The following is a 21,530-nucleotide window of genomic DNA, read 5'->3' as shown; positions in this document are numbered from 1 at the left end:
TGAAAAGCATATTGCATGACTTGTCAATTTTTTTTGTACCAAAACATAAGGTCATTAGACCATTTAAAATTAGGTCTTAATCCTTATGTTATAACGGTTTTTAGCGCAAGATTAAAGTTCAGACAACAAAAAAGCCTAGTAAAAAACTAGGCTTTTTCAGAAAGTCGTTCTTATTGGAAAGAAAAACCATCTAAATTCAAGTTATTTGCTGAAAGTGCGAGGTCAAGACTCGAAGTTTGATAATCTTGATCACGTTGTTTCAAAATGTCTTTAGAAACGTGACCTTCTGCAATTTCACGTAATGCCACTACAGTTGGCTTGTCATTGTCCCACTCTACAGTTGGCTCAATGCCTTGACGTGCCAATTGACGCGCGCGCTTGCTTGCCACTAGTACAAGCTCAAAGCGGTTGTCTACATGGTCTAAACAATCTTCAACGGTAACGCGTGCCATAAGAATTCTCGTTCGAATAATAAATTTAAACAGACTGTGCAGTATAAGGTGCTTTGTCTATAGACTCAAGTTTTAATCACACCGTTGGTGGGCTAATTAATTTCTGAATCAACTCTTGATGACGGTTGGCTTGTTGTGCCAAAACCAATCGGTTGGCAATAATAACCGCTTCTAAATCATGCAGTGCCTTATTAAAGTCATCATTAATAATCACATAGTCAAAATTGACATATTGCTGCATATCTTCCACCGCACAGCCTAAACGATGCTCAATCACTTCAACGGCATCGGTGCCGCGGTTAGACAAGCGCTCACGTAAATCGAACTGGCTTGGTGGGAGAATAAAAATTTGCTTCGATTCAGGAAAAAGATTGCGCACCTGCTGCGCACCTTGCCAGTCAATTTCCAGTAACACATCGTGACCTTTGGCTAACTGATCTTTCACTGTGGCTTGGGCTGTGCCGTAATAATTACCAAACACTTCTGCGTACTCAATAAAACCGCCTTGTTCTACCAAGTCGATAAAATCTTGTTTTTGCGTGAAGTGATAATGCACACCATCGAGTTCGCCGGGACGTTGACCACGTGTTGTGTGAGAAACTGAAACGTGTAAATTATTCACACGCTCAAGCAGGGCTTTAACGAGGGATGTTTTGCCTGTTCCTGAAGCGGCAGAAACGACAAACAATAGACCCGACATGATATTTTTCCTGATATGATAAAATATCTTCTCTATTTTAGAGTAGACGCCCCTTAAACAAAATAGCCAAGATGGCTTTTGTTGGCATAAATTTTAAACATCCCACCTATTTAACTTCAACATAGAGGGTTCTATGGAAATTGTATTGGCGAATCCACGTGGTTTTTGTGCAGGTGTAGACCGAGCAATTGCGATTGTAAATCGTGCCCTTGAGTGTTTTAACCCACCTATTTATGTGCGTCACGAAGTGGTTCACAACAAATTTGTGGTAGATGACTTGCGTCAGCGCGGTGCGATTTTTGTCGATGAGCTGGATGAAGTACCCGATGACAACATCGTGATTTTTAGTGCACATGGCGTATCTAAAGCAGTGCAGCAAGAAGCGGAGCGTCGTGGCTTAAAAGTGTTTGATGCCACTTGTCCGTTGGTCACCAAAGTACATATTGAAGTCACCAAATATGCGCGTGAAGGCACAGAGGCGATTTTAATTGGTCACGAAGGCCACCCCGAAGTTGAAGGGACGATGGGTCAGTACGACAAGAAAAATGGCGGTGAAATTTATTTGGTGGAAGATGAAGATGATGTGGCTGCACTTGCGGTTCAGCATCCAGATAAAGTGGCTTTTGTGACACAAACCACGTTGTCAATTGATGACACTGCCAAAGTCATTGATGCCTTGCGCCAAAAATATCCAAATATTCAAGGGCCACGTAAAGACGATATTTGCTACGCCACTCAAAACCGTCAGGATGCAGTGCGTGACTTAGCCAATCAGTGTGATGTGGTGTTGGTGGTTGGTTCGCCTAACTCATCCAACTCTAACCGTTTACGCGAACTTGCAGAGCGTATGGGGAAACAAGCCTACTTGGTGGATAATGCCGATGAATTAAACCAAGCATGGTTTCAACCGAATACAAAAATTGGGGTGACTGCGGGCGCATCTGCACCTGAAATTTTAATTAAACAGGTGATTCAACGCTTGCAGGATTGGGGCGCAACAGCACCTGAAGAGTTGGCTGGACGTGAAGAAAACATTACCTTTAGTTTGCCCAAAGAGTTACGTATTCCTGTAATACAGGCTTAAACTGCGAAGTACATAACACTCTAAAAAATTGATGAAAAATAGGCAGATAACTGTTGCATGACGGTTATCTGCTTTTTTATGCCTTTTATCATGAAGTGTGAGGGTTTTGTAAAGTTGTTCGCTACTATTTTCAATAGGGCAAAGTCTGTGTCTTGGGGGGGAGTATGCAAAGAAAAGAAAACGGGTTCACCTTAATTGAGTTGATGGTGACGATTGCGGTGATAGCGATTATCGCGATGATGGCGGCTCCTGCATTCAGAGACATGATGCTCCGACAAAATTTAAATAGTAGTAGCCAAGAGTTAATTGCTGTATTGACTCAAGCAAGGGCAAAAGCCGTGCTTGAGCGTAGAGTAGTAGGGGTGCAGCTCAGCACAGCTCGGTTGGATACTCCAGTTGGAAATACTGAAGACGAATTAAATTGGATGCCGAAAGGTAATGCAATATTAGTTTCAAGCCCTACTTCAATCGAATTTGCAATTAACGGGAGTGTTCGGGGGGCGAATAGCGACACAACTTTTAATATCTGTAATGAGGCAGGTGGATCTATTTCAAGAATTGTGAGTATTTCTAGAATGGGGACGATTCAACAGGTTGCAGAGGGGACTTGCTAATGAAAACAATGAGTCAGCAACGTGGTGTGGGTTTGGTTGAAATCTTGGTGGCATTACTTATTCTTGCATTAGGTTTATTAGGTTTTGTGGCATTGCAATATCGAGCTATTGAGGCTTCGTCTGAGAGCACCTATAGAGTGCAAGCTGTAAATATTGCAAGAGACTTGGCTGAAAGAATCAGGGTGAATCGTGGGGGAGTGGGGGAGTATGTTTGTGAGTTTAGGAATGCAGATACATCTATTACCTGTCCTGCGGGGCAAGCAATTGCAACACAAGCCACTTTAAGAGCTTTTGCAAGGAACTGTATTGAAGAAAATTGTAACTCTACAGAAATGGCTGATTTTGATGTTGCGCAAGTCGCTGTAAAAGCAGAAACGATAGGTATGACAGTGAACATGTTGCCTTGTCAGGGTAATGTTAATGAGCGTCAGTGTATTTATGTGGCGTGGAATGATACAAGTGCAACCAATGGGGATGGTGCTGACGATTGTACAAATGGCGCTGCCTATAATGCTAATTCTACTTGCCTAATTATGGAGGTGTATTGAGATGATCAAGCAGAAGGGTTTTACTCTGATTGAGCTCATGATTGCACTTGCTTTAGGTTTAGTGATTACTGCATCTGCAATTTTATTATTTTTCACAGGACAGAAGGGTTATTTTTTGCAGCGAGGTATGGCTGATGTGCAAGATAATGCCAACTTTGGTCTAAATCAAATCACAAAAGATATTCGTTTAGCAAATTTAAATGTAGATCAAGCTGTAATTAATGACCGTACTTCCTATGGTGGCGTGGTTTTAACCTCTTCTATAAATGCTGATAAAGACAATTCAACTCCAGCAATTCCGCTGAGCAATTTATTTAGAACAATTACTGGTAACTCTGCAAATGCAAATTTACTTTCTAGAAGTGCTTTGCATGACTCAAATGTAGAGTGTGCTTTAGATTCTGAAGGGTGTGATCTTGGCGATGACTTAATGAGTGATCAATTGGTGATCCAATATAGACCTCAATATATAGAAGTGGATGGTGAATGGTTTGGTGGTTTTGATTGTGAGGGAAACCCTATTCAGTTTGCTATAACTTTACCTAAAAGAATTATTGTACAGCGTTATTTTTTGCGGACAGACACGAATGCTTCTGCAGATGAGCCGAACCAAACTTTGGCGTTAGCCTGTGATGCTGGTTGGTATGCTGAGCCACATGTGAATGCGAGTGGCACACGAGTAAACCCAACAGCTGTAACGGGTTTTGGCGGAGATGGTGAAATTATTATGAAGCGAGTGGATCATTTTCGTGTATTGCTAGGAATAGAAAACAATAGTCGTTATCAATATGTTCCAGTAGATGAGTATATGGCACTCGCTGCACCTAAGCCACGTATTCTATCGTTACAGATAGGCGCATTAGTGCGTTCTGCGCAAACGGTTGGGCGTGATAATTTAATTAGAGATGACCAGCAATTTAGAGTGTTAGACCAAACAGTTTCGGTCACAGTGCCTACAAATACTAATGCAAGATATGTTCGTCAGGTTGTTTCTCAGACTGTTGCATTGCGCAACACTTTTGGAGGGCGTGGGCAATGAAGTTTAGACAACAGGGCTCTACCCTGATTATTGTTCTGATTTTTTTGGTGGCAATTACCATTATTGGAACTTTAGCGATTCGTCAAAGTATGGTTGGGTTGAATATCGCAACCAATAGTCAGGTGCAACAATTACTTGTACAAAACTCTGATGCAGCTTTTTTTAATGTAGAAGAAGAGCGTAATTTACTTCGCAGTTTGGCTTCTAACGGCATGTTTGGATTTATAGATACGCCGAATAGAAAGGATATGGAAATGGTGTTTTGTTTTAGAGGAACAAACACTGATTTCTTTAACTTAAATCAGGCAAGTTTAATGCAGTGGCGTGAAGGCGATACGAAGCCAACCAACAATATGATGGGGACCAATGGTTATTGTGATGTTGAAAAAGCAGGTAATTTTTTTACCAGTGGTCGTAGAGTAACAATGACTCAGGTTGCGGTTAAGTTTCCAAGTAGTATGCCTGACACAGATCCTTTTTTTGGTGCACTTTATAACACTGATGAGGAGGTATTAAAGCGTCTGGAGGCGGTGAAAGTTGTAAAAGTATTTGCTGTGTCTATTACGCCTGGCATTAGCAATGTAGATCGCACTCGTATTAACGAATGCTTACAACAGCGTATGAATGAAGTGACGATTCCTGATGGTACAACAGTGAATGAAAATGCACCTGAGAGATTAAGTGTAACCGAGTGTCTAGACAGTTTAAATATTCCTTTTGCCTCACATGTCAATGAATATGTTATTGCTCAAGACTTTAGTTAATATTGGAGTAAGAAAATGAATAAAATGAAGAAAAATGCTTTGCACAAAGCTTATATTCGGACTCTACTTGCCACCAGTATTAGCGCCGTGGTGACGGGTACAACTTTAAGTGGTATTGCACAGGCAAGTGATATTGATATTTATCAGACTGCAAGGTCTGGTGATATTACATTAATGTTTTTGCTGGACTTATCAGGAAGTATGGACAGAAAAGCAGGAGGTGGAGGGGGGGCATGTGACCTGCCAAAAGGGGTGAGTGCTGGCACAATAAAGTCTGCGACAGAAACATACATTGCTGGTGCACCAAGTTATATTCGGCAATGGTGCCAGAATGGCAGTTCAAACAGTGCACACCGCTATTATGATCGTATTACGCGTGTAAAAGATGGGATGTTTGATTTGTTATATGGGAATGCAGAAAAAAATATTGAGCGATTGGATGATACAAAAGTTATTGGATTAAGTACCTTTCAAGGAAATACAGGACGGGTGCGTATTCCAGCAAGACCATTAGGTGAGCTAGTTGGGTCGAAAACCCAAAGACAATTGCTTCTTGAGACGATAGCGTCTTCTGACTTTCAGGCCACAGGGCGAACTCCGACAGCAAATGCATATGCAGAAGCTGCTGCATATCTATTGGGTACAACTACAGGTAAAACAGAAGGTGGTATACTTGGTAGATTGCCAACAGGGTATCCTTCAAGATTTTACAAGTGTCTATTGCCTACAACTACAGGAGGGTGTGGTGGATATTCAAGTACGTACACTTCTACTCCTGATTTCGATTATTATATTACTTCTGGTGGTTATTATTATCTTTATAAAGAAAAAATTGCAGATTCAGCTTATAGCGGTTTTTCATCATCAGATCCTTTGACTAACAATGGAAGTAATTATCTTCAACCTAACTCCTTGAGACAGACTGAAGAGATGAGGCAGTGTAGTGGTCAAGGTATATATGTATTAACTGATGGTGAACCCAACCAAAGTTCAGTGAGTATTGCGAGTAGTTTAATGGGGCGTGCACTTGATAATACAAATTTTAATTGTGATGGGAGCTTATTATCAGAAGTTAACAACCCAACTTATGGAACTGATGGGGCATGGAGCTGTATTGGCAAGTTCTCACAATCTTTATTAGACGCTACGTCTAACCCGAGTTCGTTGACCATTAAAACAGCTGTTGTTGGTTTTGGGTCGGCATTCAACTCAGTAAGTTCTTACGATAAAAGTTTATCTCAAGATCAAAATTTACAAAACGTTAATAATGCGAATTTGTCAGGGAATAGTTTGGCAAATGATATTAAGAATGCTGCACGTTGGGGAATTATTGGAGAAGGCGGTTGGTATTCAGGTAATGAGTCACAAGATGTCGTAAATAGCGTAAATGATTTTATTAGCAGCTTAAGTAAAGAAATCCCTTCGGTTACCACAGGTTCACCTACAATTCCTGCGGATGCGCTGAATCCGTCCGTATTGCAAAACAATGCTTATTTCCCACAATTTCAACCTACACCAGAAAAACCAACTCAATCATGGTTGGGGAATTTGAAAAAATACTTGGTACATAGCTCAGGGAAATTGGTGGGTAAAAGTGGAGCAAGCATTTTTGATGATCGTGGAGCGATTAAAAAAGATGTAAGTGATTATTGGACTTCAGATGTTACGACCTCAGGAGGTGTGTTAGAACAGCTTAAATTACGTAGTAATCCGACAGCACCAGCAATAGCTTCTCGTAAATTACTCACAAACCGTACTTTTAATACAGCAACTTCTGCGTTTGAAAGCGGTACGAATCTACAACGTGTCAATTTAGATTATTTAACTCAAGATGACACAAAAAATGATCCATATAGAGGATATTTAATGTCTCTCTTAGGATATAAGCTGTCTGAAAGTCAACTCAATAATCCAAGCACGATAAGTAATTTGGGTGCCGTGGAAGAGCTTCGACAATTAGGTGCTGTAATGCATTCATCTCCTGTTTTATTAACAACAGAGGGTGAAATTAAGTTTATAGATAACAAGCTTGATACAACCGAACGTAAAGACTTTGTCTTATTTGGTACAACGCAAGGTTTATTACATGTTGTAGATGCCAAAACAGGTGATGAAAAATTTGCTTTTGTACCAAATGAAATGCTTGAGAGTCAAAAAGAAGCTTTTTCAATACCAGAGTTATCTAATGGTGGTTTGAGCAAACTCTATTATGGGGTTGATGGCCCTTGGACGGCTTATACTGAATATGCTGTCAATTCAACAGGTAAATTGGTTGTAGGAAAAGGTGCATATAGCCAAGAAGGTAAATTGAATGTATATGGCGGCTTACGCATGGGTGGGCGTAGCTATTATGCACTCGATTTACAAGATATGAATAATCCTAAACTCAAGTTTCATATTAATCCTGATGCTGTAACCTCAGGGCCTTTAAGCTACATGGGACAAAGTTGGTCTAAACCACGTTTGGCGTGGGTAAATTGGAATGGAAAACGAACACAAGTGATGTTCGTTGGTGGCGGCTATGATGCTGGTTATGAAAATGATGAATATGTGCAGAACAATAAACGCGGTGCTGGTGTTTATATGTTTGATGCCGACAATGGAGAACTCTTGTGGTGGGCGAGTGCTAATGCAGGATCCAGTAGCAGTGCTTCAACAGATTCGGGTGTGATAAGAACACATCATGATGATTTAAAATATAGTGTAGTCAGTGAAATTAGAACGGTCGACCGTGACAGTGATGGTTTAACTGATCATTTATATTTTGGTGATCTGGGTGGGCAGGTATTCCGTATTGATTTGGACAATAAAACGAAGACTTTAGGTGCTTTTGCAAAAAGTCCTGTGCGTCTGTTGGATTTAACAGTCACAGATGGGAAGAAAACACGTTTTTATGATATGCCTGCTTTTTCCTTATATAAGTCAACGACTGGGGAAACTTTTGCAGTGATATCTATAGGCAGTGGTAATAGAAGCTCACCTTTAGCTGAATATACCAACGGCTTAGGATATAGCGAAGACGCAATATTTAATATTTATGATAAAGATGTTGCTAATCGAGATCTATATAAGACAGGTTATAGCTATACCACACAAAATATACGCAAAAATAACTTGGGTTTAATTACTGAAAGTGATCGTAAAAATAATTCGACTTTAAAAGCACCATATACGAGTAGCAACGGTTGGTATTATCCATTCCAATCTTTTAAAGTACAAAGTGAAAAAGTATATGGTACGCCAGTGGCGATGAAGTCGGTGTTGCATGTTTCTACTTTTGATGGATCTAAGCCTGGTATTTCGGGTGACTGTGGGGCAGGTGTGAAAGGAGAAAGTTTTGTAACTCGTTTTTGTCTACCTTACGGGCAATGTGAACCAAGTAAATTTGGCAATGATTGGTTTAGTAAAGATAATCAGGGCCCTGGTATTCATACTATTGCAGTAATTGGTGGTGGTACAGGTGGTGGCACTGGTGGCGGTACTGGTGGTGGTACTGGTGGTGGTACTGGTGGTGGAAGTGAGAAAAATTATTGCTTGAATGCAGATTCAATCAGAGTTTATAACCAGTCTGGAAGTAGTGATGGGGAGCCAACTCAAGTTTGTCTAATTCCTCAACGCTGGTATGAAAAAATTAGTTCGATTAGGTAGGGGCAGATATATGAATAATGCATTATCTATTCAGAAAGGTTTTACCTTAATTGAGCTGATGGTTGTAGTTGTGATTGTTGCAATTATTGCAGCAATCGCTATTCCAAGTTATCAGGAATATGTGCGTAGAGCAAATGCTGCACAAGCACAGCAAGAGGTGCAGCGCTTAGCAAGTGAACTTGAACGTTGGAAATCACGTAATTTTAATTATTTAGGCTTTAATCTTACTCCCAATGCTGTTCAAAACTACACTTTTGAGGTTCGAGATGGTGCTGCCGGAAATCCAGCTCTTACAGCAACAGCAGCAAGCGGGACGAGTTGGGTGATACGTGCTGTGCACAATGATGGTCGAAACTTTAGCTACTTAATGAGTAGTAATGGAATTCGTTGTAAAAATAAAACCAGCAGCAATGTGACGTTTACAGAATGTGGGACAGATACAACAGGGAGTGAGGCATGGTAAAAAAACACTTCTCTGGATTTACGTTGATTGAACTTATGATTGTGGTGGCAATCGTTGCTATTTTGGCAGCAATAGCTTATCCCTCTTATCAGGAATATGTACGTAAAACAAAACGTGTTGAAGCTCAAGCAGAGCTTATGGAGCTTGCTAGTAAATTACAGCGCTACAAAGTTGCCAATTTTACGTTTATACAAGCTGATGGAAATCCAATTACATTGGCAAATATTGGAGAAACAGTTCCATTAACAATTCCACGCCAAGGACAAGCACTTTATACAGTTACTCTGACTGGAGTAACTGCAAACACGTGGACTTTAACTGCAACACCAACAGGATCACAAAGTACGGATGGTCATTTGGTATTAAATCATCGTGGGCAGCGCTGTTGGACCAAGGGTTCTGATAAGAATAGTGGTACAGCTTGTGTTCCATCTGCAACTTCCAATTGGGACGGCAAATAAATTCAAACCTGCGGATAAATACGTTTTGATCTTTCATTCAGGGCAAAATTCACGTAAAATACTGCCCTCTATGAAAGGGGTTTGAAATGTATCGATGGTCGATACAGGGATAATCCGTAAAAACTATAAGGTTGTATCATGGTAGTTATTCGTCTTACTCGTGGTGGTGCTAAAAAGCGTCCATTCTATCAAATCGTTGTAACTGACAGCCGCAATGCGCGTGACGGTCGTTTCATCGAGCGTATTGGTTTCTTCAACCCAACAGCTCAAGGTAAAGCAGAAAAACTTCGTTTAGATGCTGACCGTTTTGCTCACTGGGTTGCACAAGGTGCTCAACCTTCTGAACGTGTTGCTTCTTTAGCTGCTCAAGCTAAAAAAGCTGCAGCTGCTGCATAATTTTTACAAATTAAGTAGTAGGTAGCCCATGACACCAACACAGAATGTGCCCGAAGATCGTATTCAGATTGGACAGCTACGTTCAGCTTATGGATTAAATGGGTGGCTCTGGGTCTATTCCAATACAGAACCCATGAGCAACATATTTGACTACCTGCCTTGGTACATTGAAACCAAAGCAGGTTGGCAAATGGTCGATGTAAAACGTTGGAAACCACATGGCAAAGGCTTGGTGGTCAGCTTAAAAGGTGTGAGTGATCGTACCGCAGCAGACAACTTGGTTGGCGCAAATATCTGGATTTCAAAAGCGCAACTGCCTCAACCAGGCGTGGACGAGTATTATTGGTCTGATTTAAAAGGTCTAACAGTGTTAGGTCTGGACGATGACGAACAAGAAGTGAACCTCGGTCAAATCCATGAACTGTTTGAAACAGGTGCCAATGACGTGATGGTAGTTCGCGCAACTGCCGATAGCGTCGATAGCGAAGAGCGTATGATTCCATGGCATAAAGATGTGGTACAACGCGTTGATCTCGAAGCGGGTCGCATCTACGTAAATTGGGGCGTAGATTATTAATCCATTCAGGATTCGCAGAGCAGGAAAATAGAGGAGTCTGCGGTGTTTTTTGCAGTCATTACGCTTTTTCCTGAAATGTTTGAAGCGATTACAGCTTACGGTATTAGCGGACGTGCAGCAAAACGTGAATTGATGCAAATTCATTGCATTAATCCACGTGATTATGCACAGGGCAACTACAAAAGGGTGGATGAACGTCCATTTGGTGGTGGTCCAGGTATGGTGATGATGGCAGAGCCTTTGGCGCAAGCAATCCAGCATGCCAAACAGCTTGCACAGCAAGCAGGAGCAGTTCATGTACCTGTGGTGTATATGTCGCCACAAGGTAAAACCTTAAACGAAACTGCAGTACAACAATTCGTTGAATATGATGGATTAATTGTATTGTGTGGTCGTTATGAAGGGGTCGATGAGCGTTTAATCCAAAACTATGTTGATCAGGAATGGTCAATTGGAGATTACGTTTTATCGGGTGGGGAGCTACCTGCAATGGTGTTGTTGGACAGTATTATTCGGAGACTTCCAGGTGCTATGTCTGATGAGCAATCTCATGTGCAAGACTCATTTGTGGATGGTCTTTTAGATTGCCCACAATATACCAAGCCAGACCATTTTGAAGGTTTGGATGTCCCCGAAGTACTAAAGTCGGGACACCATGCCAATATTGAAAAATGGCGGTTTTTGCAGCGTTATCAACGGACTTTAGAGCGTCGACCTGAGTTGATTGAAAAAGTTGAGTTGAGCAAGCAGCAAAAAAAATGGCTAAAAGATTCGCAAGGACAGACCAAGTAATCGGTTTGTCTAAGCAAAATTGCTACAGACAGTGTGTTTGTAGTTTTTAAATAGGCTCTTTATGCATTGAAGCGGTCAGGCATAAAGGGAAAGTCAATCGGGTCTATGCGCTTTAGCCTCTATACCCAGTGGAAATCAGACCTCTTCTGACCCACACATATTGGAGATACCCCATGAGTGGTAAGCATCCTTTAGTACAAGCTGTTGAGAATGCACAGCTTAAGCAAGACATCCCAGCTTTTGCACCAGGCGATACAGTTATCGTTCAAGTAAAAGTAAAAGAAGGTGATCGTGAACGTCTTCAAGCATTTGAAGGTGTTGTAATTGCGAAGAAAAACCGTGGTTTGAACTCTGCGTTCACAGTACGTAAAATTTCTAGCGGTGTTGGTGTTGAGCGCGTTTTCCAAACTCACTCTCCAATCGTTGCGAAAATCGAAGTGAAACGTCGTGGTGACGTTCGTCGTGCTAAACTTTACTACCTACGCGAATTGTCTGGTAAAGCTGCACGTATTCGTGAGAAATTACCAGCACGTAAACAAGGTTAATTTTAACTTTGCTTTACAGCTAAAAAATGCGCCGTTTAGGCGCATTTTTTTATGTCTGCTATTTGAGTTTATAAACCTTGTAGTTTTAAGCGATTGGCATGTTGACGATACACATCAACAGGATCTGGTGCAAAAATATCTTTCATGCCCAAGAGTTGATTGACTTCATCTAAGTGGTTCCAATAGTAGTTATCACGAATGGTTTTACCAAATTTGGCGCTGCAGCGTGATACCAAACCATCATTATCACGACCATTATCAATCAACAAACTGGTCGCCAACATGGCTGAGTCTGGATCAAGTAAATTAGTGACAGCCGTATTGCCCGTAAATGAATAGAACTGGATGCCTTTTTCTTGATAAGCGCCCTCACCACAACTTGTCGTTGGCATACCCATTGGGAATTTGCTGTTAAATTGTGCAGAACCAGCCAAAGTTAAGCTTTTTGCACTCGCCAACGAATCATGTGGATAGCTGTTTGGATCTAAACCTTGTGCCCAAGTGATGGTTTTGGAAACTAAATTGACCATGTCGATTAATGGCTTTTCAAGTGGTGTGCCTTGTACTTTTAAAATAAAGTCAGCTACAGGCGAGCCTTTGTTAGGTGAACCGACCGCAGTCAGCGATGCGACTTTAGACGGCATCACGCCTGCAACATAACGAATAGTGGGCCCACCATGTGAGTGACCAATTAAGTTGACTTTGCTTGCACCTGTAATTGCAAGAATTTCATCGACCTGTTGTGCCAGTTGTTCCCCACGAACTTCGGATGAGTTAAAAGGAGATACACGGGTTGCCCAAGCGTTTGCACCGTTACGTGCTAAATTGGGTAAAATTTGGTACCAATAATCGACACCTAACTGATCTCCACCAATATTGATAAAGCCTGCCATACCGTGAGTAAACACAATCGGATATTTGGTTTTGGCATAACTGGAGATCACGAAGTTAGATTTGACCTGTTCTGCATTGGATGCGTGCGCGGTACTGAAGGTACTAGCCGCAATTAAGCCTGCAATGAATAATCCATATTTCATATAACATCCTCTATTTTATTGTGCTTTCCTAGCATGACAATATCTATTGTCAAATATCATTATTCAGGAAATTTGCTAGATTGCAAGTTCTGAATGATTCATGGTTATTGAACTTCTTGCACTTGAGTTTCAAGCACAGGAAGATGGTTTTGCCAAGATTGAAATGAGCTTTACTATTACAAACCTTGTAATTTCAATCGGTTGGCATGTTGTCGATACAGTGCAACTGGGTCAGGTGCAAACAAGCCCGTTAAGCCAAACATCATGTTGGCAAGGTCGGTATGATTCAGTCGGTAGTTGTCACGAATGACGTGTCCAATGTGGGTACTACAACGTGCGACCATGCCATCGTTGTCTAAATTGGCATAAGACAGTGGGCCGAGTTGCATTAAAACAGTGTCAATATCTAGTAAATTGGTGGCTTGAGCGACACCTGTCCATGAATAGTAATGAATTCCGCGATCTACTTTGGCACCGCTGCTGCTGCAATTTGCGGCCAAGGCTGTGGTTGGAAAACGACGGTTAAAATCTGCAGACGCTGTTTCGGTTAAAGAAGCCATCGATGCATCAAAATCGACAGGCATATCTGGCTGTTGCTGCGCCCAAGTAATGAGTGGAGCCACCATGTAGTCGCCTAAAATATTAAACGCGGTGCGTGATAAACGATTATTTTGAATATCATCGGCAACTTTGGAGCCACGGAATGTTCCTGCAACACCGGTAATTGATGCCACATATTCAGGTTTGGTGGCAGCCACATAACGTACTGTTGGGCCACCATGTGAGTGACCAATTAAATTGACTTTGGATTTGCCAGTGATTGCCATGACTTCTTCGACTTGGGCAATCAGTTGCTCACCTCGAAATTCAGTACGATGTGCAGGGGAGAGTTGTGCGGCAAATACGGTTGCGCCATTACGTGCCATATCTGGCAAAATTTGATACCAATAATCCATATTAAAGGTTTCATTGCCAATGCGTGACCATCCGAGCCAGCCGTGTACCATAAGTAATGGATATTTGGTTTTGGCATAGTCAGATTTGGCCTGTTCCTGAATAGGCAACACGCTTGGAGCAGCTTGAGCGACACCCATTGAACCGAGCAAGCAGCCAGTGACAGCCAATGTAATTGCCCGTATGTTAGAGATGATGGTCATAAAACAATCCTGTGTTCTTTATTTTTATTACAAGTGAAGTGGTGGCTTCGCTTCCCTCCTGAAAGCTCAGATATGCAAATTGCCGTTGCTTACGGCACATTATTGTGAGTCATTCTCGACTATTTTTTGTACGCTCAGGTATTTTTTCATGCGTAATTTAGAAAAACATATCATTTGGGGACAGTTATTGCGCATTGTCCCAGAGATTTGTAAATCTACATGCATATTGATATCTATTTAATATTTATAGACATTTGTATATTAAATCGTTGTGGTGAGTTTGTACTAAAACAGCTTTTCAGGCATAAAAATAGGGCATGTTGAATGCCCCAGTTTCCTATGTAGATATGTTAGTCAGCAAAAGGTAATTTTCCACCTTGATCATGTACCTGTTCAAAGGTTTCTAAACGCAATTGCTCTTGTGGATTTTGAAAATGCTGTCCGCGTAATTGTTTCACGGCTTGTTGCTTGGCTTGATCATTCATTCCACTTTGCATGATTTGATCACGCGTACTTAAATAATCCTCTACTCGTGATTTCCACTGACTGCGTTGCCCATCTAATTGTTCTAAACGCTGAGTTGCTTCAGGACCAACCAGATTTAAACGCATTTGGCGGATTTCAGCAGCAGAACCACCACGTGCTTTAATTGCTGCGGTTAAACTGCGCAAATCCTGTAAAGTATTTAACTGTTCTAAATTCTCCTGCCAATCTTGCGGGAGTTGTTTAAATAATTCTTGTAATTTCTGCGCTTTTTCAGCTTCGGACAATTTTTTATCATCCATCACCGCCATACGTTTTAAGGTGTATTCGTGGTAGATATCTTCCGTACCAAATAAACCTTCAATTTCATAATCTGAAAAATACTGTTTACGCAGGTTTTGCATATTGCTAAAAATGCTGCGGTAATATTGCGGATCTTCCTGACTCAAGTTCGGTGTTTGCAGTTGCCCCAACGCATTTCTGTAGTCTAAATAACGCTGCCATAAATCTAAAATTTGCGATAAAGCAGGCTCTTTATGGCTTTGCGTAATATAGGCTTTAAAATCTGTACTGATTGCTTCAAGGCTCTTTTCGCCATATTGGGTAATAAAATATTCAAAACAATTGCGGGTTTGTTCATTAACGATCAGGCGGTTGCTTGAATCTAGTCGGAGCTGACAATTGATTTCGGTATCTTGCTGGCTTGGACTTAAAAATGACGCAGCAGCGTTATTGTGCATGGCCTGCTGCATGCGTATCTGTTCAGCACTTTGTGTATCTGCAGTCTGTTCATGAGAAGTAGATTCAGATGTGCTTGACTGCGGCATCAGCCAATACACCAAAGCGGCGATGGCTAGAATCACAACAGCTAAAACAATCCATATTTTATTTTTCTGCATTCCGATGCACCTGTTTCATCCGTTTTATTTTTTTAATCGGGTTTCAATATGCCATAAAAGTTGGTAGCTGTTCTAGAAAAGTTGTCATTTATCTCGGCAGATTGTTACCATGACGCAGTTTTGCTTTGACTTACTTTTTGCTATGAAATCATCTGCGGCTAAAATTCAGCGTCGTGCCATTAGTGGTGTGTTTTTATTAAATAAACCTTTGGGCATCAGTTCCAATGCGGCTTTGCAAAAAGTACGCTGGTTGTATCGGGCGCAAAAAGCAGGGCATACGGGGGCATTAGACCCATTGGCTTCAGGTTTGTTGCCTATTTGTTTAGGTGAGGCCACCAAGTTTTCACATTATTTACTCGATTCTGTAAAACGCTATCAGACCACCATTCAATTCGGGCATAGCACCACGACAGGTGATGTAGAAGGTGAAGTCTTGTTACAGCAAGTTGTGCCAGCATTGAGCCAAGAAAAAATTGAACAGGTTTTGACGCAGTTTCAGGGCGATATTATGCAAGTTCCGCCCATGTATTCTGCCTTAAAAAAAGAAGGTCGTCCGTTATATGAGTTAGCTCGTCAAGGCATAGAAATTGAACGTGAAGCGCGCCCAGTTACCATTTATGCGATTGAGTTACTGTCCTTTACCGAAAACAGTATCACGCTGGATGTTACCTGTTCCAAAGGCACGTATATCCGTGTGTTGGGTGAAGATATTGCCAAAGCTTTAGGTACTTATGGACACCTGACTTATTTGCATCGGATTAAAACGGGGCATTTTGACCTGATTCCAAGCTATAGCATTGAATATTTGGAAAGTTTAAGCGAAGCAGAACGTGAAGCCTTATTGCTGCCTGCGTATGCGCCTGTGCAGCATTTTCTACACATTCAAGTCCCTGAAGGACGCGCTGAATATTTTAGTCGTGGCATGGAAAGTAATATTGACCATCCTGCAGCAGCGCAAGTGTTGGTCTTTGATGGTGAAAAGTGTTTAGGTTTGGCTGAAATTACAGATAAAAAGCGCTTGGTACCGAAAAGGGTTTTAAATCTCTAAATTTTGCTCAGATACATAACTTGAATAAAGTGGGTAAGTGAATTAAAGCTTTCTATACAAATAGTTGCAGGAATTTGGATTGATCCTCTATATAGTAGCTAGAGGATTAAAAAACGAAATCAAAACTGACTCCAAAACCGATGTGGATGTGCGAGTAGATTCTTATCAATCTGTTCGCCGCGCATGGGTTAAAAATAGAGGGCTGCACATGAATATTTTTGAAGCTTTACGCCAAAGTCACGACATCCAACGAGATTTAGCCCGCCAACTGACGCAAACTTCAGGTGATAGCCCTGAACGTAGAGCGGTATTTGAACAACTTAAAAATGAATTATTTGCGCATGCAGTGGCAGAAGATCGCTATTTTTATATTCCCTTAATGATGACTGATGCGGGTTTAAATATCACTCGCCATGCTTTGGCAGAGCATCATCAAATGGATGAATTACTCGAACAATTAACCGAAACGGAAATGAGCAACACGGGTTGGCTGGCAATTGCCAAGCAACTGTCAGATAAAGTGCATCATCATTTAAAAGAAGAAGAACATGGCTTTTTTCAGCAGGCAGGCAAAATTTTGTCTGAACAGCAAAAACAAAGTCTAGCCAAGCAATATTTGGCAGAATATGAAAAATACCAACAGATGTCTAAAGACAGTTTGGTTTAAGCATTTTTCTGATTTAAACATTCTGCGGCTGTTTGGATTTTTTTACTGCTCTAAAAGTAACGCCCACCGAAGCTAACATAATGCAGCATAAGGCGAGCCATTGCAGTGAAGTAATTTTCTCACCCAACAATACCAAGCCTGTCAGTGCAGCCAAAGCAGGCGATAAACTGGAAAGTGTGCCATAACTCATTTTGCTGAGTTGTTTTAAGGCCTGTAAATCCAGCGCATAAGGAATGGCCGTGGCAAGCACTGCAATGGCAAGCGCCTTGCCCCAATACTGGGTTTCAAACAGTGCGGGGGCATTATTATACAGTCCGAATGGAATCAAAGCCAAAGCCGAAATACTGATGGCGATGGTCAGCGCGTGCATGCCAATATTTTGTTGCACCACTTTTTGCCCAAAATAAATATAAAAAGCCCAGCACAATCCTGCACCTAAGGCACATGCTGCACCAAACAGACTAAAATGATCACCTTGCGCTTGCCCCCAAGGCACCATAAGAATAATGCCTAAAATTGCCAACAATACCCAGACATAATCTTTACGGTTTTGAATGGACAATAAAGCCAGCCCCAAAGGCCCGACAAACTCTAAACCCACCGCAATACCTTGTGGCAATTTGCCCAGCGACAGATAAAACAGAATATTCATTAAGCCCAAGGCGGCGCTATAGCACAATAAGTCACGCCATTTTAAGTGTGCGAGCCGTGACAGAATTTGCCATGAGCGAAACATGATTGCCACAATTACACTGGCAAAGCACAGTCGCAAAATCGTCACAGTAAGCGGGTCAAGCACCTGAAACAATTGTTTGGCAAAAGAAGCACTGATTTGATAGGAGATCATGGATAAAACCATGAACAACACCGCAGTGAGTTGGGCGTTTGGCATGGGGCAGAAAAATACTCAACAGTGTGAAAATGAGAAAGTCAGGCAGATTATAGCAAGTTTAAAAATACAGAGCTGTGGCAACTCAAATTCATGCCCATAGATCAGACATAAAAAACCACAGTACTAAGACTGTGGTTTTTTGTAGCATCAGCGTGTGGTCTTAGAACAAGACACGTACGCGAATTGTGCCTTCAACTTCGTGTAAAGTATCTAGTGCTTCTTTAGATGCAGTCGCATCAACATCCATCACTAAATAACCGACATCACCTTTGGTCATAAGTGACTGACCAGAGATGTTGATGCCGTGTTCAGCAAACAAGTTGTTGATTTTAGACAATACACCTGGAATGTTTTGGTGAATATGCAATAAACGGTGCTTGCCTTCAGTCAATGGCAGTGCAATTTCAGGGAAGTTCACTGCAGACAAAGTCATACCTTTATCTGAATATGCAACAAATTTCTCTGCCACTTCTAAACCAATGTTCGCTTGCGCTTCCATGGTCGAACCACCCACGTGCGGTGTTAAAATCACGTTTGGTAGGTTACGTAGTGGGGAAACAAATTCTTCACCATTGGCTTTTGGTTCTTTCGGGAACACGTCAACTGCAGCACCTGCAATATGACCAGACTTGATGGCATCTGCCAAATCTTCAATCACCACACAAGTACCACGTGCCGCGTTAATGAAAATTGCGCCTTCTTTCATTTGTGCAAATTGTTCTTTTGCCATGAAATTGCGGGTAGAGGGTACATCTGGAACGTGTAAAGAAACCACGTCAGCATTTGCCAATAATTCGCCCATAGAGCCAACTTGACGTGCATTACCTAACGGTAACTTGGTCACAGCATCATAATAAATGACCTGCATACCCAAGCTTTCAGCCAATACTGAAAGTTGAGAACCGATTGAACCGTAACCCACGATACCTAAAGTTTTACCACGTGTTTCAAATGAACCTACAGCAGACTTGTTCCAGCCACCTGCATGTGTATCGGTTGATTTTTCAGGTACGCGACGTAGCAATAAAATTGCTTCAGCCAATACCAATTCTGCAACCGAACGGGTGTTTGAATAAGGGGCATTGAAAACTGGAATACCACGTCCCATTGCTGCAGTTAAGTTCACTTGGTTTGTACCAATACAGAAACAACCTACCGCAATTAGTTTGTTCGCAGCTTCAAAAACTTCTTCAGTTAGCTGTGTACGTGAACGAATTCCGATGAAATGCGCATCTTTAATCGCTTCTTTTAACGCATCGCCCTCAAGCGCTGTTTTACGATAATCGATGTTGGTATAACCCGCTGCATTTAACACGTCGATTGCGTTCTGGTGTACGCCTTCTAACAACAAGAAACGAATTTTATCTTTAGGTAGTGAAAGATGTTGGCTCATTACGGCTCCGCTACAAAGGCCAAATTTAGTGGCGGTATGATAACATAGGAGATGGGTCAATATACATTTCCTTTATGACCAAGAGTGCAGGTATTTTTTGTCAGATATAATCTCTTTCAGAAATATTGCCCAAAATTACCCTGTTCTTACCACGTTATATTATCGGAATTGCCAATATTCACAGGTTTTTCAAAAAAATCGCTTATAATAAGCGGCACACATGAAAGCCAACCCACGCTGTTGCTTTGATGCACATATTTAGTCTGCAGTATCTTCAAATTGATCAAGATATGCAGACAGTCGCTTTTCTTCCTGTTTAATTCTTGCTAGGTCTGCAAACGATGAATGCTCCAGTCGCTTTAACCCCTGAGTTATTGACCCAATTAACGGCAATAGTCGGTGAAAACCGTATTAAAACGGATGCCGATAGCCTCCAAAACTGGGGTCGTGACCATACAAAGCATTTTGATCCGAACCCATCGGTCATCGTTTTCCCATCAAGCACAGAGCAAGTACAAGCCATTGTAAAACTGGCGAATCAGTTTAATGTGGCCATTACTCCATCGGGCGGACGTACAGGTTTATCTGCGGGTGCGGTGGCAGCCAATGGTGAAATTGTCGTCAGCATGGACAAGATGAACCAAATCTTGGAATTTTTCCCTGCAGACCGTATGGTACGTGTGCAAGCGGGTGTGGTGACTGAGCAACTACAAAACTATGCCGAAGAACAAGGCATGTATTATCCAGTCGATTTTGCATCTTCAGGTTCTTCACAAATTGGCGGTAATATTGGTACCAATGCGGGCGGTATTAAAGTCATTAAATACGGCATGACCCGTAACTGGGTGTTGGGTCTGACTGTGGTAACAGGCAAAGGAGATATCCTGCGTCTGAACAAAGGCATGATCAAAAACGCAACAGGTTATGCGCTGCAACATTTATTTATTGGCGGTGAAGGCACACTTGGCTTAGTGACCGAAGCTGAAATTAAGCTAGAACGCCAACCGCAAGATTTGCAAGTGATGGTGTTGGGCGTACCTGATTTTAATTCGGTGATGCCTGTATTACATGCTTTCCAAGCTAAAATTGATCTGACTGCATTTGAATTCTTTGGTGAATTGGCGATGCAAAAAGTCTTGGATCATGGTCATGTGCAACGTCCATTTGAAACCCAATGTCCATTCTACGTGTTACTTGAATTTGAAGCGCCATTTGAGCCAATTATGGACAAGGCGATGGAAATTTTTGAACACTGTATGGAACAAGGCTGGGTGATGGATGGCGTATTGAGCCAAAGCCTAGACCAAGTTGAAAGTTTATGGCGTTTGCGTGAAGACATTTCTGAGTCGATTGCACCGTTTATTCCATATAAAAACGATATTTCAGTATTGATTACTCATGTTCCTGCATTTATTCAGGAAATTGATGCAATTGTGGCAGAAAACTATCCTGACTTTGAAATTTGCTGGTTCGGCCATATTGGTGATGGTAACTTGCACCTGAACATTCTTAAACCTGCCGATTTAAGCAAAGACGAATTCTTTGCCAAATGTCAGGTGGTAAATAAGTATGTATTTGATACTGTGAAGAAATATGATGGTTCTATTTCTGCAGAACACGGTGTAGGCATGACCAAAAAACCATATTTGGAATATTCACGTTCGGCTGAAGAAATTGAATATATGAAAGCGCTGAAAAAAGTGTTTGATCCTCAAGGCATTATGAATCCAGGCAAATTATTTGATTTGTAATTCATTGCGCCTTTCATTTATTCGCGTGGTCAGATTTTCGTGAATGAGATGTAGCAAATTAATTGTAGTGAATTGAAAAACGCATCCTTGAGATGCGTTTTTTATGCTTTCGTTTTAATT

Annotated in this window: 22 protein-coding genes; 15 read left to right on the top strand and 7 right to left on the bottom strand. The window is 41.5% G+C overall.

What is annotated here, in order from left to right:
* Positions 1 to 170 precede the first annotated feature (170 nt).
* Positions 171 to 452, bottom strand: coding sequence for a DNA-directed RNA polymerase subunit omega (gene rpoZ / locus FTU92_RS01565; protein WP_004809957.1), 282 nt, complete (start codon positions 450 to 452; stop codon positions 171 to 173).
* 76 nt (positions 453 to 528) lie between these two features.
* Positions 529 to 1,152 carry a guanylate kinase gene (gmk, locus tag FTU92_RS01560; protein WP_180095385.1) on the bottom strand — a complete coding sequence of 208 codons (624 nt, stop codon included), beginning with the start codon at positions 1,150 to 1,152 and terminating at the stop codon, positions 529 to 531.
* Between the two features lie 133 nt (positions 1,153 to 1,285).
* On the opposite strand from gmk, the gene ispH reads away from it, so the two are divergent.
* From ispH to rplS, 12 genes are all read left to right on the top strand, one after another.
* A complete protein-coding gene (gene ispH, locus FTU92_RS01555; RefSeq protein ID WP_180095382.1) occupies positions 1,286 to 2,236 on the top strand; it encodes a 4-hydroxy-3-methylbut-2-enyl diphosphate reductase in 951 nt (316 codons plus the stop codon).
* A 164-nt stretch (positions 2,237 to 2,400) separates the two neighbouring features.
* Entirely contained in the window at positions 2,401 to 2,850 is a 450-nt protein-coding gene (locus FTU92_RS01550; RefSeq protein ID WP_180095379.1) for a Tfp pilus assembly protein FimT/FimU, read from the top strand.
* The gene (gene pilV, locus FTU92_RS01545; protein WP_180095376.1) at positions 2,850 to 3,398 is read left to right on the top strand and encodes a type IV pilus modification protein PilV; all 549 of its coding nucleotides are present in this window, start codon (positions 2,850 to 2,852) and stop codon (positions 3,396 to 3,398) included. The genes FTU92_RS01550 and pilV overlap by 1 nt, the downstream gene beginning before the upstream one ends.
* Position 3,399: 1 nt before the next feature.
* Positions 3,400 to 4,437: a PilW family protein gene (locus FTU92_RS01540; protein WP_180095373.1), complete on the top strand. Its 1,038-nt coding sequence runs from the start codon at positions 3,400 to 3,402 to the stop codon at positions 4,435 to 4,437.
* Positions 4,434 to 5,201, top strand: a complete 768-nt coding sequence (locus tag FTU92_RS01535; protein WP_180095369.1) for a pilus assembly PilX N-terminal domain-containing protein — start codon at positions 4,434 to 4,436, stop codon at positions 5,199 to 5,201. Before FTU92_RS01540 ends, FTU92_RS01535 begins: the two co-directional genes overlap by 4 nt.
* A gap of 15 nt (positions 5,202 to 5,216) precedes the next feature.
* The gene (locus FTU92_RS01530; RefSeq protein WP_180095366.1) at positions 5,217 to 8,849 is read left to right on the top strand and encodes a pilus assembly protein; all 3,633 of its coding nucleotides are present in this window, start codon (positions 5,217 to 5,219) and stop codon (positions 8,847 to 8,849) included.
* A 10-nt stretch (positions 8,850 to 8,859) separates the two neighbouring features.
* The gene (locus tag FTU92_RS01525; protein ID WP_131260621.1) at positions 8,860 to 9,312 is read left to right on the top strand and encodes a type IV pilin protein; all 453 of its coding nucleotides are present in this window, start codon (positions 8,860 to 8,862) and stop codon (positions 9,310 to 9,312) included.
* Positions 9,306 to 9,773, top strand: a complete 468-nt coding sequence (locus FTU92_RS01520) for a type IV pilin protein (protein WP_180095363.1) — start codon at positions 9,306 to 9,308, stop codon at positions 9,771 to 9,773. Before FTU92_RS01525 ends, FTU92_RS01520 begins: the two co-directional genes overlap by 7 nt.
* Before the next feature lie 138 nt (positions 9,774 to 9,911).
* Positions 9,912 to 10,169, top strand: coding sequence for a 30S ribosomal protein S16 (rpsP, locus tag FTU92_RS01515; protein WP_004974526.1), 258 nt, complete (start codon positions 9,912 to 9,914; stop codon positions 10,167 to 10,169).
* 28 nt (positions 10,170 to 10,197) lie between these two features.
* The gene (rimM, locus tag FTU92_RS01510; protein WP_096901260.1) at positions 10,198 to 10,746 is read left to right on the top strand and encodes a ribosome maturation factor RimM; all 549 of its coding nucleotides are present in this window, start codon (positions 10,198 to 10,200) and stop codon (positions 10,744 to 10,746) included.
* Between the two features lie 42 nt (positions 10,747 to 10,788).
* Positions 10,789 to 11,538, top strand: coding sequence for a tRNA (guanosine(37)-N1)-methyltransferase TrmD (gene trmD, locus FTU92_RS01505; RefSeq protein ID WP_154320275.1), 750 nt, complete (start codon positions 10,789 to 10,791; stop codon positions 11,536 to 11,538).
* A gap of 173 nt (positions 11,539 to 11,711) precedes the next feature.
* Positions 11,712 to 12,083: a 50S ribosomal protein L19 gene (rplS, locus tag FTU92_RS01500; RefSeq protein WP_004974529.1), complete on the top strand. Its 372-nt coding sequence runs from the start codon at positions 11,712 to 11,714 to the stop codon at positions 12,081 to 12,083.
* Between the two features lie 68 nt (positions 12,084 to 12,151).
* Here the strand turns inward: rplS and FTU92_RS01495 are convergent, their stop codons facing one another.
* The 3 genes from FTU92_RS01495 to FTU92_RS01485 form a co-directional block, all read right to left on the bottom strand.
* Positions 12,152 to 13,120 (bottom strand): triacylglycerol lipase, encoded by a 969-nt coding sequence (locus FTU92_RS01495; RefSeq protein ID WP_179994092.1) that lies wholly within the window; start codon positions 13,118 to 13,120, stop codon positions 12,152 to 12,154.
* Between the two features lie 176 nt (positions 13,121 to 13,296).
* Positions 13,297 to 14,214 (bottom strand): triacylglycerol lipase, encoded by a 918-nt coding sequence (locus FTU92_RS01490; RefSeq protein WP_257218727.1) that lies wholly within the window; start codon positions 14,212 to 14,214, stop codon positions 13,297 to 13,299.
* Positions 14,215 to 14,627: 413 nt separating this feature from the next.
* Positions 14,628 to 15,659: a lipase secretion chaperone gene (locus FTU92_RS01485; protein WP_180095357.1), complete on the bottom strand. Its 1,032-nt coding sequence runs from the start codon at positions 15,657 to 15,659 to the stop codon at positions 14,628 to 14,630.
* A gap of 142 nt (positions 15,660 to 15,801) precedes the next feature.
* Between FTU92_RS01485 and truB the strand changes: the two genes are divergently transcribed.
* Positions 15,802 to 16,707, top strand: a complete 906-nt coding sequence (gene truB, locus FTU92_RS01480; RefSeq protein WP_180095468.1) for a tRNA pseudouridine(55) synthase TruB — start codon at positions 15,802 to 15,804, stop codon at positions 16,705 to 16,707.
* 208 nt (positions 16,708 to 16,915) lie between these two features.
* Positions 16,916 to 17,374, top strand: coding sequence for a hemerythrin domain-containing protein (locus FTU92_RS01475; protein ID WP_104852619.1), 459 nt, complete (start codon positions 16,916 to 16,918; stop codon positions 17,372 to 17,374).
* 13 nt (positions 17,375 to 17,387) lie between these two features.
* Here the strand turns inward: FTU92_RS01475 and FTU92_RS01470 are convergent, their stop codons facing one another.
* The gene (locus FTU92_RS01470; protein ID WP_004974539.1) at positions 17,388 to 18,266 is read right to left on the bottom strand and encodes a DMT family transporter; all 879 of its coding nucleotides are present in this window, start codon (positions 18,264 to 18,266) and stop codon (positions 17,388 to 17,390) included.
* A 160-nt stretch (positions 18,267 to 18,426) separates the two neighbouring features.
* On the bottom strand, positions 18,427 to 19,659 hold the full coding sequence (gene serA, locus FTU92_RS01465) for a phosphoglycerate dehydrogenase (protein ID WP_180095354.1): 1,233 nt from the start codon (positions 19,657 to 19,659) through the stop codon (positions 18,427 to 18,429).
* Positions 19,660 to 20,000: 341 nt separating this feature from the next.
* On the opposite strand from serA, the gene FTU92_RS01460 reads away from it, so the two are divergent.
* A complete protein-coding gene (locus FTU92_RS01460) occupies positions 20,001 to 21,410 on the top strand; it encodes an FAD-binding oxidoreductase (protein WP_004974544.1) in 1,410 nt (469 codons plus the stop codon).
* Positions 21,411 to 21,530: the final 120 nt, after the last annotated feature.

It is taken from the genome of Acinetobacter sp. YH12205 (genome assembly GCF_013418125.1).
GTDB lineage: Bacteria > Pseudomonadota > Gammaproteobacteria > Pseudomonadales > Moraxellaceae > Acinetobacter > Acinetobacter towneri.
This window is presented reverse-complemented; position numbering and strand designations above follow the sequence as displayed.